This is a genomic window from Shewanella sediminis HAW-EB3 (assembly GCF_000018025.1).
GTDB classification, from domain to species: domain Bacteria; phylum Pseudomonadota; class Gammaproteobacteria; order Enterobacterales; family Shewanellaceae; genus Shewanella; species Shewanella sediminis.
The window spans coordinates 2,848,261-2,866,088 of record NC_009831.1 but is presented as its reverse complement, the minus strand read 5'-3'; the positions used below and the strand labels follow the sequence as shown (position 1 = coordinate 2,866,088).

13 protein-coding genes are annotated in these 17,828 nt (G+C 45.1%); 9 read left to right on the top strand and 4 right to left on the bottom strand.

Features of this window, described 5'->3' with window-relative positions:
• The first annotated feature begins 132 nt into the window (after window positions 1–132).
• Window positions 133–807, top strand: a complete 675-nt coding sequence (gene yjjG / locus SSED_RS12335; protein ID WP_012142698.1) for a pyrimidine 5'-nucleotidase — start codon at window positions 133–135, stop codon at window positions 805–807.
• A 103-nt stretch (window positions 808–910) separates the two neighbouring features.
• Here yjjG and SSED_RS12330 read toward each other — a convergent pair whose 3' ends face one another.
• Complete coding sequence (locus SSED_RS12330; RefSeq protein WP_012142697.1) at window positions 911–2,494, bottom strand: isocitrate lyase; 1,584 nt, start codon at window positions 2,492–2,494, stop codon at window positions 911–913.
• A gap of 116 nt (window positions 2,495–2,610) precedes the next feature.
• Here SSED_RS12330 and SSED_RS12325 point away from each other — a divergent pair, with 116 nt between their 5' ends.
• The 3 genes from SSED_RS12325 to SSED_RS12315 all read left to right on the top strand — a co-directional run bounded on the left by SSED_RS12325 (window position 2,611) and on the right by SSED_RS12315 (window position 7,015).
• Window positions 2,611–3,555 (top strand): LysR family transcriptional regulator, encoded by a 945-nt coding sequence (locus tag SSED_RS12325; RefSeq protein ID WP_012142696.1) that lies wholly within the window; start codon window positions 2,611–2,613, stop codon window positions 3,553–3,555.
• A 225-nt stretch (window positions 3,556–3,780) separates the two neighbouring features.
• Window positions 3,781–5,955 (top strand): malate synthase G, encoded by a 2,175-nt coding sequence (locus SSED_RS12320; RefSeq protein WP_012142695.1) that lies wholly within the window; start codon window positions 3,781–3,783, stop codon window positions 5,953–5,955.
• A 265-nt stretch (window positions 5,956–6,220) separates the two neighbouring features.
• Window positions 6,221–7,015 (top strand): alpha/beta fold hydrolase, encoded by a 795-nt coding sequence (locus tag SSED_RS12315; protein ID WP_012142694.1) that lies wholly within the window; start codon window positions 6,221–6,223, stop codon window positions 7,013–7,015.
• A 94-nt stretch (window positions 7,016–7,109) separates the two neighbouring features.
• On the opposite strand, the gene adhE is transcribed toward SSED_RS12315, so the two are convergent.
• Complete coding sequence (gene adhE, locus SSED_RS12310) at window positions 7,110–9,710, bottom strand: bifunctional acetaldehyde-CoA/alcohol dehydrogenase (RefSeq protein ID WP_012142693.1); 2,601 nt, start codon at window positions 9,708–9,710, stop codon at window positions 7,110–7,112.
• Between the two features lie 324 nt (window positions 9,711–10,034).
• On the opposite strand from adhE, the gene SSED_RS12305 reads away from it, so the two are divergent.
• The 3 genes from SSED_RS12305 (at window position 10,035) to SSED_RS12300 (ending at window position 11,931) form a co-directional block, all read left to right on the top strand.
• Window positions 10,035–10,667 carry a YchE family NAAT transporter gene (locus SSED_RS12305; protein WP_012142692.1) on the top strand — a complete coding sequence of 211 codons (633 nt, stop codon included), beginning with the start codon at window positions 10,035–10,037 and terminating at the stop codon, window positions 10,665–10,667.
• Window positions 10,668–10,978: 311 nt separating this feature from the next.
• Window positions 10,979–11,143, top strand: coding sequence for a CBS domain-containing protein (locus SSED_RS25150; RefSeq protein ID WP_083758946.1), 165 nt, complete (start codon window positions 10,979–10,981; stop codon window positions 11,141–11,143).
• Between the two features lie 98 nt (window positions 11,144–11,241).
• Window positions 11,242–11,931 carry a class I SAM-dependent methyltransferase gene (locus SSED_RS12300; protein WP_012142691.1) on the top strand — a complete coding sequence of 230 codons (690 nt, stop codon included), beginning with the start codon at window positions 11,242–11,244 and terminating at the stop codon, window positions 11,929–11,931.
• A gap of 69 nt (window positions 11,932–12,000) precedes the next feature.
• On the opposite strand, the gene SSED_RS12295 is transcribed toward SSED_RS12300, so the two are convergent.
• Window positions 12,001–13,335 (bottom strand): anti-phage deoxyguanosine triphosphatase, encoded by a 1,335-nt coding sequence (locus SSED_RS12295; RefSeq protein ID WP_012142690.1) that lies wholly within the window; start codon window positions 13,333–13,335, stop codon window positions 12,001–12,003.
• A 21-nt stretch (window positions 13,336–13,356) separates the two neighbouring features.
• A complete protein-coding gene (gene yfbR, locus SSED_RS12290; protein WP_012142689.1) occupies window positions 13,357–13,944 on the bottom strand; it encodes a 5'-deoxynucleotidase in 588 nt (195 codons plus the stop codon).
• Between the two features lie 189 nt (window positions 13,945–14,133).
• On the opposite strand from yfbR, the gene SSED_RS12285 reads away from it, so the two are divergent.
• Both SSED_RS12285 and SSED_RS12280 read left to right on the top strand, forming a co-directional pair.
• Window positions 14,134–15,009 (top strand): helix-turn-helix domain-containing protein, encoded by an 876-nt coding sequence (locus SSED_RS12285; protein WP_012142688.1) that lies wholly within the window; start codon window positions 14,134–14,136, stop codon window positions 15,007–15,009.
• A 259-nt stretch (window positions 15,010–15,268) separates the two neighbouring features.
• Entirely contained in the window at window positions 15,269–17,302 is a 2,034-nt protein-coding gene (locus SSED_RS12280; protein WP_012142687.1) for a glucosidase family protein, read from the top strand.
• Window positions 17,303–17,828: the final 526 nt, after the last annotated feature.

Below are 17,828 nucleotides of genomic sequence, written 5' to 3'. Positions count from 1 at the left end.
GTAATTGTTCGGCTTATAAAATAAACTCCCGCATCTAACGAGAGTATCCCTATGCTGTCGGCATGTTTAATCTGCCGCCGCACTAAGTAGCAGCCTCTTTCCCTATCAAGCAGACATAATAGAATATTATCAATGAAATATGATTGGATCCTCTTCGACGCCGATGAAACCTTGTTTCATTTCGATGCTTTCGAAGGCCTGAAATTGATGTTTAGCCGTTTTGGCGTGAGTTTTACCCGTGTCGATTTTGATGCCTATCAACTCATCAACCAGCCACTCTGGGTCGATTACCAGAATGGTGTCATCTCAGCGGCAGAGCTTCAGCAACAAAGGTTTACCCACTGGGCTGAAAAGTTAAGTGTGACCGCAAGTCACCTTAACAGTGCCTTCTTATCGGCAATGGCCGAAATTTGCGCTCTGCTGCCAGGCGCGAAAGAGTTAATCGAAAAATTAAGTGGTAAGGCAAACCTTGGCATCATCACTAACGGCTTTACTGAGCTGCAGACGGTCAGGTTAGAAAAGACCGGTTTGCTCGGTGCATTCGAGCATGTCGTGATATCTGAGCAAGTTGGAATAGCTAAACCCGATGTCGGTATCTTCGAACATGCATTGAAACGTATGGAAAACCCCGACAGAGAGAAAGTCTTAATGGTGGGTGATAATCCTCATTCCGATATTCAAGGTGGAATTAATGCCGGATTGCATACCTGTTGGCTGAACACCCATAATGCACCGAGACCAGAGGGGATAGAGCCACACTTTGAAGTGAGCTCGCTGCATGAGTTACAGCGGATCTTAGTGGCTTAATCGCTTTTTCAATCCGTATTTGGCAATAAAAAAAGCCAGAGTATTGCTACTCTGGCTTGGCTCTAGTGGGAAGCTAGAAGGAAATGTTATTAATCAAATGTGATTAACCAAATTGGTTCATTGTGTTGTCTTTACCGGATGCTTTCAGTGCCTGGTCTCCGGAGAAGTACCCTTTGTGATCATCACCCATATCTGACCCCGCCATGTTCTGGTGTTTAACACAAGCGATGCCCTGACGGATCTCCTTGCGCTGTACGCCGGCTACATAACCCAGCATACCTTGGTCACCGAAGTACTCTTTAGCCAGGTTATCTGTAGACAAGGCCGCAGTATGGTATGTCGGTAGTGTGATCAGGTGGTGGAAGATACCCGCTTCACGCGCCGCATCAGCCTGGAAGGTACGGATCTTCTCATCGGCTTCTATCGCAAGCTCTGTTTCGTCATAATCGATGCTCATTAACTTAGCACGATCGTAACCCGATACATCCTTACCCGCTTCTGCCATCGCATCGAAGATCTGCTGACGGAAATTAAGCGTCCAGTTAAACGAAGGTGAGTTGTTATAAACAAGCTTGGCATTCGGTACGGTTTCACGGATAGCGTTTACCATAGCGCCAATTTGGGCAACGTGAGGCTTCTCTGTTTCAATCCACAATAGATCTGCACCGTTTTGCAGGCTGGTGATACAGTCAAGAACGCAACGCTCTTCACCCGTACCCGATCTGAACTTAAACAGGCCGTTTGGAAGGCGTGATGGCTTAACGAGTTTGTCACCGCGTTTAAATACTACATCCCCATTGAGTAAGTTATCGGTCGATACCTCTTCAACTTCAAGGAATGAGTTGTATTGGTCGCCCAGATCGCCAGGTTCAGTGGTTACTGCAATCTTCTGTGTCAGACCTGCACCCAATGAGTCGGTACGGGCAACAATGACACCATCGTCGATGCCAAGCTCGAGGAATGCGTAACGTACAGCATTGATCTTGGCAAGAAACTCAATATGTGGCACCGTGACTTTACCGTCCTGGTGTCCGCACTGTTTCACATCAGATACCTGGTTTTCAAGCTGGATACAACAGGCACCCGCTTCAATCATCTGTTTTGCCATCAGGTAGGTGGCTTCTTCATTACCAAAACCGGCGTCGATGTCGGCGATAATCGGTACTACATGAGTTTCAAAGTTATCAATCTTGTCTTGTACAGCGGCTTTATCTGCACCTTCGGCTTTATCCAGTTCGCGAAATAGTCCACCTAATTCACGGGCATCGGCCTGACGAAGGAAGGTGTATAACTCGGCGATAAGGCTGGCGACAGACGTTTTTTCGTGCATAGACTGATCCGGCAGTGGGCCGAACTCGCTGCGCAGTGCTGCAACCATCCAGCCAGATAGGTACAGGTAACGGCGTTTAGTCGTTAAAAGATGCTTCTTAATCGCGATCATCTTCTGTTGGCCGATAAACCCGTGCCAGCAACCCAGTGATTGAGTGTACTGTGAGCTGTCTGCATCATAGTTAGCCATGTCTTCGCGCATTATTTTGGCGGTATACTTGGCAATGTCCAAACCTGTCTTAAATTGGTTCTGAGCTCGCATACGGGCTACTGATTCAGGGTTGATTGCATTCCAGGCGCTACCTTCTTTCTCTAACAAGGTTGTTGCTGTATCGATATCTGCTCTGTAATTTGACATGGTAAGTCCCTTCCTACAAAAAATGATTAACAACGATTGATTGCTTCCGTTAAAAATAATAGTAAGATTAGGTTAAATTAGTCTAATTTATAGTTATTATCTTCGGTATTTGTTTTATGAATATATCTCGTATTGACCTGAATTTATTGGTTTATTTTGATGTTTTACTTCGTGAACTAAATGTTACTCGGGCCGCAGATCAGCTGGGTATCAGCCAACCAGCGATGAGTAACGGCCTGAAAAGATTGCGTGTTCTATTTGATGATCCCCTGTTAATCAGAACCAGCAAAGGTATGACCCCGACTGAGCGGGCATCGGAGCTAAAACCTGAGATCCGCGAGTTGCTGGTGGGCCTGGAGAAGGCGGTACAACCCAAAGCCAAGTTCAACCCTTATGAAAGTGAGAAGGTGTTCAGAATGATGGCCTCCGATTACGCCGAAGCCACCCTGATCCCACTTCTTATAGCCAGATTACGTAATGAAGCGCCGAAGGTGATCCTTGATATCATGACACCCAGCGATGTTAACTTTCCAGATGTTGAGCAAGGAAGAGTCGATATGGTGATCAACCGTTTCGACAGTATCCCGCAATCTTTTCACCAAAAAGTACTGTGGAAAGACACATTCAGCTGTTTAATCAACAAAAAACATCCGGTACTGAAAAACTTTAATCTTGAAAGCTATCTGGATGCGCATCATGTTTGGGTAAGTAAAACCGGGATGGGGGTTGGTGTTGGTATGGATCCCGATGATGTTCAGCGCTTAGGTTGGGTCGATGAAGCACTGGCTAGATTAAATGCTAAACGCAGGATCACCGTATTTACCCGACATTATCAAGCGGCGAGTTCATTGGCTGAACGTCAAGACCTGATAGCGACAGTCCCCAGTAAGATGGCGAGACTACAACAAGATAATAGTAGGGTAAGTATCGTTCCTCCACCTTTCGATATACCTCCTATAGAGTTGACAATGGCATGGAGTCCGCTGTTGCAGCACAACCCTGCTCACAGGTGGATGCGAGAGCTTATCACCGAAACCGCACGCATCATCGATAGGTTCTGAGCTGAATGTTGAGTATTATAATTTGTATGAATGCCAATAATAATTACGATAAATTACATATATGCCAATAGGGTGATATAGACTCATAATTGTCTTATTTTCCATACTTGCTTATAAAACCTTCGGTATTTTGGTATGAATGGTAAAAGTAAATGGGATTCAGGTTCGAATAATAGAAGAGTCGCTATCAAGCTGACATCAGTTAATTAACAGAAGGGATGCGATATGACATCACGAATTCAAGTTGGCAATCTGCAAGTGGCAACTATGCTCTATGAATTGATCAATGAGCAGATCATTCCGGGGACAGGGATCGACTCAGATAGATTCTGGACTAAGTTTGAAGCCTTAATCGATGACCTCGGACCCAAGAACCGAGCACTTCTAGAAAAACGTGATGAATTACAGCAGCAAATCGATCAGTGGCACTTAACCCATAAGCAGCATGAACCTGACGCCTATAAGGCGTTCTTGACCAAGATTGGTTATCTTGTTCCTGAAGGTGAAGATTTTTTGGTGTCGACGGCAAATGTGGATATCGAAATAGCAGAGCAAGCCGGTCCTCAGTTAGTGGTGCCGGTTAAAAATGCACGATTTGCCTTAAATGCTGCTAATGCCCGATGGGGCAGCTTATATGATGCCTTGTATGGTACCGATGCTATTAGCTTCGATGGCGGCGCAGAAATAACTGCACACTTTAATCCTGTTCGCGGTGCAAAAGTTGTCGCGTTCGCTAAACAACACTTAGATACACTGGCCCCGTTAGCCGTTGGGAGTCATAGTGAAGTCGTTCATTATCAGGTCGATGGGGCAAGCCTGTTGGTTACGCTATCAGACGGTTGCGATACTCGCTTACGGGAGCCGGAAAAGTTTATTGGCTATCAAGGAGATGAGAAGTCACCAACAGCGATTTTATTGAAAAATAACGGCCTACATGTAGAGATACAGATAGATGGCGAACATCCTATCGGTAAGACCGATAAAGCCAATGTCAAAGATCTACTCGTCGAAGCCGCCGTCACCACCATTATGGATTGTGAAGACTCCGTCGCTGCCGTCGATGCCGAAGATAAGTGTGAAATATACCGTAATTGGCTTGGTCTTATGCAAGGCACTCTGTCTGCAGAGGTGAAAAAAAGTGGTAAGAGCTTCACCCGTGAGTTAAACGAGGATCGCCAGTATAAAGACACCGAGGGGAGAAACCTGACTCTACCGGGCAGAAGTCTGTTGTTTATTCGTAATGTTGGTCATTTGATGACAAATAATGCGATTTTAGACAAAGAGGGTAACGAGATCCCGGAAGGGATCTTAGACGGCATGGTGACTGTGCTCGCCGCTATGCATGATCTAAAAGGCAACAATAACAAGCGATCGAATAGCCGTGCGGGATCCGTTAATATCGTTAAGCCCAAGATGCACGGTCCCGAAGAGGTCGAGTTTACCTGCGAGCTGTTCACTAGAATTGAAGATGCGCTCAAGTTATCCCGTGACACCATTAAGTTGGGCATTATGGATGAGGAACGCAGAACCACAGTCAACCTCAAGGAGTGTATTAGGGTCGCACAAGATAGGGTCGTGTTTATCAATACCGGTTTTCTGGACCGCACCGGAGATGAAATACATACTTCGATGCTTGCCGGGCCTTTCGTTCCCAAGACTCAGATGAAACAGCAAGCCTGGATTAATGCCTATGAAGATTGGAATGTCGATATTGGTTTGGCCTGTGGGCTACCTGGAAAAGCGCAGATAGGAAAGGGAATGTGGGCGATGCCCGATGAGATGGCAGCTATGTTAGCTCAGAAAGGTGCTCATCCAACCGCCGGAGCGAATACGGCATGGGTACCGTCGCCCAATGGAGCAACCTTACACTCTTTGCACTACCATCAGATCAATGTACAGGATCGACAACAGCTACTTTGTGAACGAGAGCGGGCGAGTCTGGAGGATATATTGACGATTCCACTGCTTGAAAATCCGGCAGAACTGACTCATGAACAGATCCAACGTGAACTCGACAATAACGCTCAGGGAATTTTAGGCTATGTGGTGCGCTGGATCGATCAAGGGGTGGGCTGCTCGAAAGTACCGGATATTAACGATGTCGGTTTGATGGAAGACAGGGCAACGTTAAGGATCTCATCTCAACATATCGCCAACTGGCTCGAACATGGTATCTGTACTGAAGAGCAGGTGATCGCTTCAATGCATAAGATGGCGAAAGTTGTCGATAAACAAAATGAAGCCGATAGGCAGTATATTAATATGGCACCTGAATTTGACGGTATCGCTTTTAAAGCAGCTTGTGATCTGATTTTTAAAGGAAAAGATCAACCATCAGGATATACAGAGCCTCTATTGCATGCCTATCGCATCGAGGCAAAGTCTCGTCAGCAGGCGTAAACTGTCTAAAGTGTTAAAAAGTTAGCCTCACTCAGCGCATAAGGCCTCAACATTCAGTTGGGGCTTTTTGTTATAAACAGTCATCCCGCACCTCTGATGTGTCGATGATCGCCGTCATACTTTTCACAAAAATGCACTCATTCTTTATCTAAATATTGATTTGTTGTTACATTCCTTTTACGCTCAAATGAATTAGAGCTTTTACTCTAAAGTCGTTTTTACTTGAAATTGGTTTTTTCGAAACGTTAATAATAACGGAGTTGGTATGACTGAGAAAATACAGGTTGAAGATGTGGATGTTTACGTTGAGGGTATGGGTGATGAAACCATCGTGATGGTTCACGGCTGGCCGGATACCTACCGGGTTTGGGATAAGCAAGTTGAAGTTCTCAAAGATAGATATCGTTGCGTTAGGTTTACCTTGCCCGGTTACGACAAAAGCAAACCAAGACGTGCATATGATCTGAAAGAGATCGTGCAGCTGATCAATACCATTGTCGACACTGTCGGCAATGGAAAGCCTGTGACATTGATGCTTCATGACTGGGGATGTTTCTTTGGTTACCAGTTCTACATGAACTATCGTGAAAAAGTCACTAGAATTATTGGAGTGGATATAGGTGACGCAGGCTCCAAAGAGCATGTGTTGTCGGCCAAGGTGAAAGCCTTTATGTTTGGTTACCAGATGTGGTTGGCTGCGGCATGGAAAATTGGTGGAAAATTAGGTGATGCCATGACTCGTAAGATGGCAAAGCTGCTTCATGCTCCAGGAGAACCCGGATCTATCACCTCATCGATGACCTATTCCTATTATTGGAAGTGGAGTCATGTGTTAACAGGACGATCGCTGGATCATCTTCCTCTGGAGATCACCTGCCCATTGCTCTTCATGTACGGTGAAAATAAACCCGGCATGTTCCACTCAACACCTTGGGTAGAAAAGATTGCCTCTGATAAGCGAAATAGGGTGGAGCCATTTCAAACAAGACATTGGGTAATGATTGAGGCCCCAGAACGGTTCAACAACATCATGTTAGATTGGCTGGGGAAGAAAGATTAGACTCACTACCTAGAGTAGAAAAAAGCCAGTTACTTAAGGTAACTGGCTTTTAATTATGTCAAATCTTACTCAGTGACTGAATTGTCCAGTGAGTTTATTTGTCGCTGTAAGCTGTACCATAGAAACTTGCAAGCAGTACCTGCTTAAGCTCTTCGATTAGCGGATATCTTGGGTTAGCCCCTGTACATTGGTCATCGAACGCATCTTCAGCTAGCTCGTCGAGTTTTGCAAGGAAGTCGGCTTCGTTGACTCCTGCTTCTCGGATCGAAGCCGGAATGCCAATCGTCTTCTTGAGTTGATCGACCTCTTCAATGAGTGCTTCAACTTTTTCTTCATCGGTCGTTCCACCTAGGTTTAAATATTCTGCAATTTTCGCGTAACGACAAAGTGCCTTAGGACGGTCATACTGACTGAAGGCCGCTTGTTTAGTCGGCATGTCAGTTGCGTTGAAACGGATCACATTGTTAATCAATAATGCATTGGCCAAACCATGTGCAAGGTGGAACTCGGCGCCTAACTTATGGGCCATCGAGTGACAAATTCCCAAGAAAGCGTTAGCAAAGGCGATACCCGCAATGGTCGCACCGTTGTGTACTTTCTCACGTGCAATAGGGGCTGCTGCACCGTGGTTATAAGAATCAGGAAGGTGCTTAAATAGTAGATCCAAGGCCTGAAGCGCCTGGCCATCGCTGTATTCGTTGGCCATCACACTGACATAGGCTTCCAGAGCATGGGTTACCGCATCGATGCCACCAAAAGCGGTTAATGATTTTGGCATGTCCATGACAAGGTTCGGATCCACAATCGCCATATTCGGTGTTAGCTGATAATCGGCAATAGGGTACTTCATGCCGGTTTTTTCATCGGTAACAACCGCAAACGGTGTCACTTCTGAACCTGTACCTGAAGTTGTAGGGATGGCAACCATCTGCGCCTTAACACCCAATTTAGGGAATTTATAGATACGCTTACGAATATCCATGAAGCGCAATGCCAAGTCGGCAAAGTCTACATCGGGATGCTCATACATCACCCAGATGATTTTAGCTGCATCCATTGGAGAACCACCGCCAAGCGCGATAATCACATCGGGTTGGAAGCTCTGAGCCATCTTAGCGCCTTGAGTGACAATTGCTAAGGTTGGATCGGCTTCCACTTCGTAGAAGATTTCGGTCTCGAGGCCTTGAGATTTTAGGATCTTAATCGTCTCATCACAGTAACCGTTATTAAATAGGTATTTATCTGTAACGATAAGGGCGCGTTTCTTATCACTCAACTCTTCGAGTGCAATAGGTAGGCTACCGCGACGGAAGTAAATTGAAGACGGTAGCTTGTGCCACAACATATTTTCAGCCCTCTTAGCGACCATTTTCTTATTGATTAAGTGACTTGGACCCACGTTTTCAGAGATAGAGTTACCTCCCCAAGAACCACAACCCAGTGTAAGTGAAGGCGCTAGTTTAAAGTTATAAAGATCGCCAATACCACCTTGTGATGCTGGAGTGTTAATCAATATTCGCGCAGTCTTCATGCGGAAACCAAATGCCATCACGCGCTCAGTTTGTGTATCTTGGTTGGTGTACAGACCCGATGTGTGACCAATACCACCCAATGTAACCAGAGCTTCGGCTTTATCCATGGCAGCTTCGAAGTCTTTGACTCGATACATACCCAACAATGGCGATAGTTTTTCATGAGCAAATGCTTCAGCTTCAGAAACATCTTCCACTTCACCAATCAATACCTTAGTCCAGCTCGGAACTTCGATATCGGCCATGGCGGCTATGGTTACAGCGCTTTGCCCGACGATATCGGCATTGAGGCCACCATTTTTTAAGATGACATTCTGCATCGCAGCTGTTTCATCTTTAGATAAGATATAGCCACCATGTGTAGCAAAACGTTCCTTAACGGTATCGTATATCTCATCGACAATCACGACGGCTTGTTCGGAGGCACAGACCACGCCGTTATCGAATGTTTTAGACATCAATATTGAGCTCACAGCACGTTTAATATCTGCGGTTTCATCGATGACAATTGGGGTGTTACCTGCGCCAACACCGATAGCCGGCTTTCCTGAAGAGTAGGCCGCTTTAACCATTCCTGGTCCACCAGTTGCCAAGATCAGGTTAATCTTGTCGTGGGTCATCAACTGATTTGAGAGGGCAACACTAGGCTCGTCGATCCAACCGATAATATCTTTAGGTGCGCCGGCTTCGATGGCTGCATTTAATACTAACCTTGCAGCTGTAGTCGTGGACTCTTTGGCGCGAGGGTGAGGTGAGAAAATAATGCCGTTACGAGTCTTGAGGCTGATCAATGCCTTGAAAATGGCGGTAGAAGTCGGGTTTGTCGTTGGCACGATGCCACAAATAATGCCGACAGGTTCCGCTATAGTAATGGTGCCGAATGTCGGATCTTCATCCAATATCCCACATGTCTTCTCATCTTTGTATTTGTTGTAGATGTATTCAGATGCAAAGTGATTCTTAATCACTTTATCTTCAATCACACCCATGCCAGTTTCATTGGCAGCCATCTTGGCTAATGAGATCCTGGCATCTGCAGCGGCGAGTGCCGCAGCTCGAAATATTTTATCTACCTGCTCCTGACTGAAATTTGCATATTCGGCCTGAGCATCTGCTACACGTTGTACAAGAAGATCGAGTTCTTGTTCATTTGTCACAGTCATAATATGTTCCTCGAAAAAAATTTAGCAAAACTTGGTGATTTGGCTAAATCATCTCCATGGAGAAAAATTACACCCAAATGCCAATATTAACCGTGATCATAACCACAAATCCGGCTGTATATGTAATAAAATAACGATGTTAACAACTTGTTTGCACACTTTAACGGCAATAACAGAGTTTGTTGATTAATTTTTTTTATCTGAAAATGTGAAATAAATTATAAAAACTCATTTTTCCCATAAGCAATCATAGGGTACAGTAGCGAAATTCGTTATGAGCTAAATAATAAAACAGCTTTATTGTTTATTGTAGAGGGTAAGTACTTGGATTTAACACTTTATGTTAAATTTTTTCTTGGATTAGTGGCGATCATTAATCCCGTTGGCTTGTTACCGGTTTTTGTCAGCTTAACCAGTCATCAGACTGAAGCTGAACGTAACCATACCGGTAAGGTAGCTAATTTTGCGGTGGTCGTCATTCTATTGGTGACGATTGTAGCGGGACAACATATTTTGAATATGTTTAGTATTTCGCTTTCAGCATTTCGTATAGCGGGTGGTTCGCTGATAGCCATTATTGCCATGTCTATGCTTCAGGGTAAGTTAGGTGAAGTGAAACGCAATAAAGAGGAGGACCGTGAAGCGTCGGGGATGGAATCCGTCGCAGTCGTTCCTTTAGCGCTGCCGTTAATGGCTGGCCCCGGTGCGATCAGTTCGGTAATCGTGTCGGCCGCAGAGCATGATTCTTTCATTAACCTTATCGGCATGTCTTTGACAGTCGTCTTGTTTGGAATAACGAGTTTTGTACTCTTTAGAATGGCACCTGTGATCTATAAGGTTTTGGGAAAGACGGGAATTAACGTGATCACACGTTTGATGGGACTATTGATGCTATCCATCGGAATCGAAGTGATTGCCGCAGGTTTCAAAGGCCTCTTCCCGAGTTTGCTGGGTTAGCTATCGCATCGATGATACCGCATCTATATAAACGCACTTTTATGTGCGTTTTTTTATGCATCTATTATTAATAGGTCTCTAATAAATTGGGCGAATTGTCATTAATTTATCGATAATTTTCCTTTTAACCTACCTATATATTACCAATACTAAATCAAATATCGCATTCATGCGCTCCTGTTGTCGATGTCAGTGGCAGGTGTTTTAAGGTTGTTAGTTCAACGGATATTGTTCACTTTCATGCGAGTAATAAGGACGCCAAAATTGAGCGGGCATGGGACTCTTGTTCAAAGTAGAAGTGCACCCATAAAATTATCGAAGTCGGAACGGATACTTCCATTAAAGAGGCTGCCGAACTTATGGTTGCTCATAATATTCATCACCTTCTAGTGGTCGAGAATGATGCCATTAAAGGGATCGTTTCATCGATCGATTTTATTGGTGAGCTTTTGCTGAAAAAAGCTGAGCTGCAATAAAAGAGTAACGTCACACTGAATCCTTGCAGATATACAGTTAAGGTTGATACTTAAGGTATCCCTATAATCGCTGCCAGAAACTTTAGGAGGCGTTTGTCATGTTTCGTCGCCGTGCAACTCAGGTACAAGATGCTTGTGTGCCTCAACATAAGATAATTGCGGTATACGATAAACTTGCACCCGTTTATGATATCTGGGGCGCACTGACAGAAACTAAGGCCAGAAGCAGGGCACTCGAGTTGGCTAGCATCGATGATGGTAGCGCTATCCTGGAAGTCGCGGTCGGGACGGGTTTAACTTTTGCAGAGCTTGTAAAACAAAATCCCACAGGAACAAACATCGGCATCGACATCTCGACCGGTATGCTCGACAAGGCAAAGGCCAGACTCAAGAAGGTTGAAAATGCGACTTATCAGCTGGAAACAGGAAGTGCATTTAAACTCAATATAGAGAGTCATAGTGTCGATATTCTCATGAATAATTACATGTTCGATCTGATCGCCTTTAAAGAGATGCCTGTTATTCTCAATGAGTTTAAAAGGGTGTTGAAACACGATGGTCGACTGATTTTAGTGAATATGACTCAGGGAGAGTCTCGGTTCAGTCGAATGTATGAGTTGATATACCATCTATCGCCAAAATTGATGGGAGGTTGTAGAGGCGTCACGTTAACCGATGAGCTCATAGCATCGGGTTTTAAGGTAGAGACGCGGGAATATATCCAGCAGATGTTGTTCCCATCGGAGGTTATTCTTGCCCGGCCCAATAACCGAGCGCCTTTGGAGTAACGACTCTCTATCCGGAACTATAGAGACTTAAGGCTTTTATCGTCACTCCCGGAACGCTCGCTCAAAAGTCTAAAGCTCTCCATTTAGCTCTATCATAGAACCTGCCTTAGGATTGAAGAGGTGCTGATGAAGTCTGGCGGCGAATTCATCTGTCATGCCAGAGATGTAATCGGCGATAACTCGATGGCTGTTTAGCCCTTTGGTGTGACTCTCCCGCCAGCGCTCCTGAGTATGGGTTGGCAGTAATCGCTCCGGATCTGACTCAAATGCCTCAAACAGCTCCATCACAATCTGTTGTCCCTTGTATTCGAGCATCTGGATCTCAGGCTTTCTGATCACATATTTATAGACAAACTGCTTCAACACCTCTAAGGCTTCCGAGAAACTGGTATCGAGGCCCGCATTGAAACGTAAAAGGGGGTCGGTAAAGGCTCTGTCTTCAACGATATCGATGGCGGTAACAAATCCATTGACCAAAGTGCCGATAGCATCTTTTCTGAGATGGTGTTGATGAGAGAACAGATTCTGCCCTATGTTGGTAAACTCCTCTTTAATCCATGCATCATGACTCAACGTGAGTTTCGACGCCACATCCTGCTGCCATTGAGATGGTGTGACAATGCCCATGACAATAGCATCTTCGAGATCATGTACGGCATAAGCGATGTCATCGGCAAGCTCCATTACAGAGCAATCTAATGATTTAAATTGCGTACGCAGGTGCTTATTGGCACCGAGATCACGGTGGGATAAAAATCTTTCCCGGTCCGATCCGTTTAACGGCTCGAGCACCCAATCTAAAATCCCACTGTCATCATCGAAAATTCCCTTAACCGGCGTCCACTGTGAAGGCTTAAGTTGTCTGATGTTGTTAACTGGCTTGTTACCGGAAGCGCGGTATAACGATGAGTAAGGAGCCGGGTATTTTAAGATCCCCAACAGGGTACGCCTGCACAGGTTCATGCCATAGTATTCGGTATAGGGTTCCAGTCCTGTGAGTATTCTGAATGTTTGACCATTTCCTTCGAAGCCGCCGTGATCGCGCATCATATAGTTGAGTGCCACCTCTCCGCCATGGCCAAATGGCGGGTGTCCGATATCGTGAGCGAGGCAGAGAGATTCAATTAAACTCATTGAATCAAACAGGTGATCAAATTCCGGCCGTTTTTGTTTTAGCTGAGCGCGAATGCCGGTTCCTATTTGAGACACCTCTAATGAGTGAGTGAGTCGGGTGCGGTAGAAATCGTTCATGCCTACACCGAGCACTTGTGTCTTAGCCTGCAAACGTCTGAATGCCGCGGAGTGAAGGATCCGCGCTCGATCCCTTTGATAGGGACTGCGATGATCGTTGCGCCTTTTCTTCTCTTCCGTCAGACGCCTTTCGTGCCATAGAGACTCTGTCATCGGTAACCTTATTTTTGCGAGTTAAAGTAATCTGTTAATGTCATCCAGGTTTAGTTTAAAGCTGGGAATAAAGCAGTCGATGAAATATTTAACTGCCGGGTTCGGATCTTGCTCTAACGACTGCTCGAGTCGTTTCCTGGCAGTATTAAATTCATTATTCCCGGCCCTATGCTCTTCTAAACATTTAAGGAATGCACAAAGGGTATCGGCGGATTTAACCAGCTGTTTATATTCACTGTCGGCATACTCACTGGATAACAGCGACTGGTAATCACTTTTAAACTCCTCAGGCACCATCTCTAACAGTCTGTGTTCTGCGATGGCCTCGATTTTTTTATACTCGGCCTCTATCTCTTTATTGAAATATTTAACCGGGGTAGGGAGATCACCTGTCAAGATCTCACTGGCGTCGTGAAAGATAGCGACGGTAGCGGCTCTATCCGGACTCAGTTGCGTTCCAAATTTTTGATTGCTAATGATGGCCAGGGCATGTGCAACCATAGCCACTTGCAAGGAGTGTTCCTGCACATTTTCACTTCTAACATTGTACATTAATGGCCAGCGTTGAATTAATTTCATGCGAGCGAGATGGGCGAATAAGTGACTCATGCTATTTTGCTACTTAATACAATGACTACATCAAGTTACATTAGCACAAGGCTTCAAGATAGAGGCAAATAAATGTTGCTTTGCTATGAATTCTCCTTTTCATTGTGAATTAATATCTCTTGGTTTCTTCAGATCTAATAGATAACCTAGCTTACAAGTTAACTTTTAATATTTAGGTGGATTACGGCCATGTTGGATTGGGTTCAAAAAATTGCCTTCAGCGACAGTAGTCCTCTCGAAACCCAGGGGATGGAACATAAGTTTGGCTTCAGAAGGCTTCAACCCAAGGTGATGCCCCATAGCCATTGGCACGGACATATAGAGATTAACTATCTATTTAACTGCTCAGCAGATTATCTGATTAACGGTAAGAAGATAAGTGTGCCAGAAGGACGTATGTTGCTGTTTTGGGCCTCCTTTCCACACCAGATGACCGCGACATACGGCGAGGGCGATCTGGTTAATGTCTATGTTCCCTTGCAGGCATTTTTAACATGGAAGCTTCCCAATGAGTTTGTCAGTCAGCTTTTGCATGGTGAGGTATTAGTTTCCGATAGTTTGTATGCCTGTGATGAACAGATCACTCAGATCTGGGAAAAGGATCTGTTGAAAAATAATCACATGATGACGGTACAGGTTATCAATGAAATTCGTGGTCGGATCCGGCGTATGTCGCTGGAGAACTACAGCACCTATGATCTGGCAAATAAAGCGTGTAATGATAATAACGCGCCTACCTTGAGCGGATTGACCCATATCCAAGCCATGCTGCGTTATATAGCTGACAATTATGATCAGAAGATCACTATTGCCGATGTTGCTAACTCCACGGGGTTACATAAAAACTATGCGATGAAGTTGTTTAATCGTGTCATGAGGGTTTCAATTAAACAATATATAAATCAGCTGCGTTTGCAACATGCTCAGGCACTGTTAGTCGACACCGAGAATCCTGTATTAAACATCGCTTTAGAGGCCGGTTTTGGTTCCGTGAGCCGATTTTATGATATTTTTCAGCGTGAATATAATATGTCACCTTTAGAGTTCAGGCGGTGCGTCTTGTAGCAGTATATGTTCAGGCGTTTACGATTAACTTTGGTCGTGAGTTTCGTAATGAATTTTAGCGGGTTATTTTTCAGGAATAGTTAGTTCTTTATCAGTACGTTAGATTGAGTAAATCATGCTTGAATGGCTATCGAAACATTATGGTTATCTCGATTCGATACTTACAATCACATTCACTCTGAGTCGAACGCCATAAGATTTTGGTTATTGTCATCGAGAACTAAATCTTGAAGCTACTACTACTACCAGAGAAACTCATATGCGCCTACCACTCTTGCTTGCATCTTGTCTGTTTGTCCCTTTGATACCATTATCCACTCAAACAGCGAACGCTGAAACGGCGGTAAAGCTAACTGCTTCGGTCGACAGCCTGGCTAATACGTTAACCGATCGCTGGACTCTGTCCGATACCGGTATCGCGTGGCGGGTGAAGGACCAACATGAAGATCATCTGGAATTCAGTGGTGAACAGGTCTCAGGCATTATCTATTATGGCAGTGATGAGAAGGAAAACCTGTCACTTCAACGCAAAATTGTTTGGCCAATGCTGCGCACTATCCCCAATGATACCCATGCCAGTTTAATTCATGATTTTCCGCTTTCCGTTTCGCCTATGATAACGGTTAATGGAAAGGCCACCAATCAGGAACGAGTGAGAGGTATTCAATTTGATGGTGTGCTAACCATTACGAGCAAGATCGATGACAATGTGAGGCTGTCGCGAACACTTGCGCCCAGTCCGACTGCGCCGATCATAGTGGAGCGATTCACTATTACAAACATGGGCACTGAACAGGTTTATGTAGGTATTTCAGCATTAGACTATAGGGTGAAAACACCGGAAAAAGAGGGTGTTTACGGTGCATATATCATTACTGCCCGTAACGACAGAACAGGTATGTTTAAACTCGCCGTCGGGGAGTCGGTAACCAGTTTCGTTCAATTTAAGGCGACGAAACAGGGTCAGCAAGCAGGCTATAACTCTTCTGACGAACTTGTAGCTCGACAAGCCTATGTCAGCAGTTTGAAAAATGATCTGCAGCTGGAAACCCCGGATCCTGTATTAAATAAGATGTTTGACTTTGCTAAGTTACGTTCGGCCGAGAGTATCTTTCGTACCAAAGGTGGTCTTATGCATGCGCCGGGTGGGGGACGTTATTATGCCGCCATCTGGGCCAACGACCAGGCCGAATATATCGATCCTTTCTTTCCTTTTCTCGGCAATAAAACCGGTAACGAATCGGCCATTAACAGTTTCCGGCATTTCGCCCGTTATATGAACGATGACTTTAATCCAATTCCATCATCAATTATTGCCGAGGGGGATGACATATGGAATGGCGCTGGTGACAGGGGAGATTGCGCAATGATCGCCTACGGTGCGAGCCGATTTGCGCTGGCTTACGGTGACAGGGATCAGGCCAAGCAGTTACTGCCCCTAATCGATTGGTGTCTCGACTTTAGCTTCACAAAAATGTCCGAGCTTGGCATTATCGCATCCGATAGCGATGAGCTTGAGGGGCGTTTCCCGGCCGGTGAGTTTAATTTGAGTACAAATATGCTGACCTATGGTGCGCTTATCTCCTCGGTTCACCTTAACCAAGAGCTGGGACGGGAAGCGGTTGCCCGAAGATATCAAAAGCAGGCTGAGAAATTACTTCACTCTATCGAGAGTTATTTCGGCGCTAAGGTTCAGGGTTACGACACCTATCGCTACTATGAAGGAAACGACAAGTTAAGGGCCTGGATCGCGCTGCCGTTGACCATGGGGATATTCGATCGTAAGCAGGGGACCTTAGATGCCTTGTTATCGCCTCTGCTATGGAGCGCTGATGGCATCTACAGTGAGGCGGGCAATGAAACATTTTGGGACAGGGCGACCCTCTACGCATTCAGAGGAATATTCAGTGCTGCTGAGACTGATACCGCGATGCGTTACTTCAAATACTATTCCCGCAAGCGCCTTCTGGGTGAGCATGTTCCCTATGCGGTAGAGGCTTGGCCGGAGGGGAGCCAGAGGCACCTATCGGCCGAGAGCGCGCTCTATGCACGTGTCGTTACCGAAGGGGTATTTGGTATCGAGCCGACGGGATTCAAGCGTTTTAACTTAGCGCCTTATCTGCCAACCACCTGGAATGTGATGTGCCTCAACCATATTCGTGCATTCGCTAATGACTTCAATGTCTGTGTCGAGCGAAAAACGACTGACTTTGAAGTCAGAATTACAACGGCTGAGGGCAAGGTTCAAACCATTTACTGGGCGGGTGATAAGCCATTCAGCGTCAGTTTGTAAGCTATATCTTGTAACCCTCTTAATATTGAGCTGGTGGTAGAGCATAGAGCCCTATCGCCAGTTTCACCGTAAATTGCCGTAGAGAGGTGATTGACTAAGAATCACCTCTTTCATTGCTCTCTATATACAATTCTCTGCTTTTATTAAGCCCTCTGTCTTTTGTCTGTATCAGGTTCATATTGGTTCACCATAGACATAACTGAGTAACCTTTATGGATACATCTCTACTGGTGAGGGAACACCAATTAATCACCGCCTAATACAGTAGTCATGCATTAATAACGCATAGGTTGTCACCTGAAATACTTTCGGTAATTTTATATGGACAACTCATTAAGTTAGACGCTTGTACCAATCGGGCGTGCTAGTGCAGTTTATATGTCGGTAATGTGGTGATCAAGGAGTGATTTCAACTGTTCAATAATTGACTTAATTCAGCTGAAAATGTAACATGCCGCCCCGTTTTTTTGCTGGTGGCGCGAGCTGTGTTGCTGGTTTGTTGTTGATGTTTCAGCCTTGGTGTTTT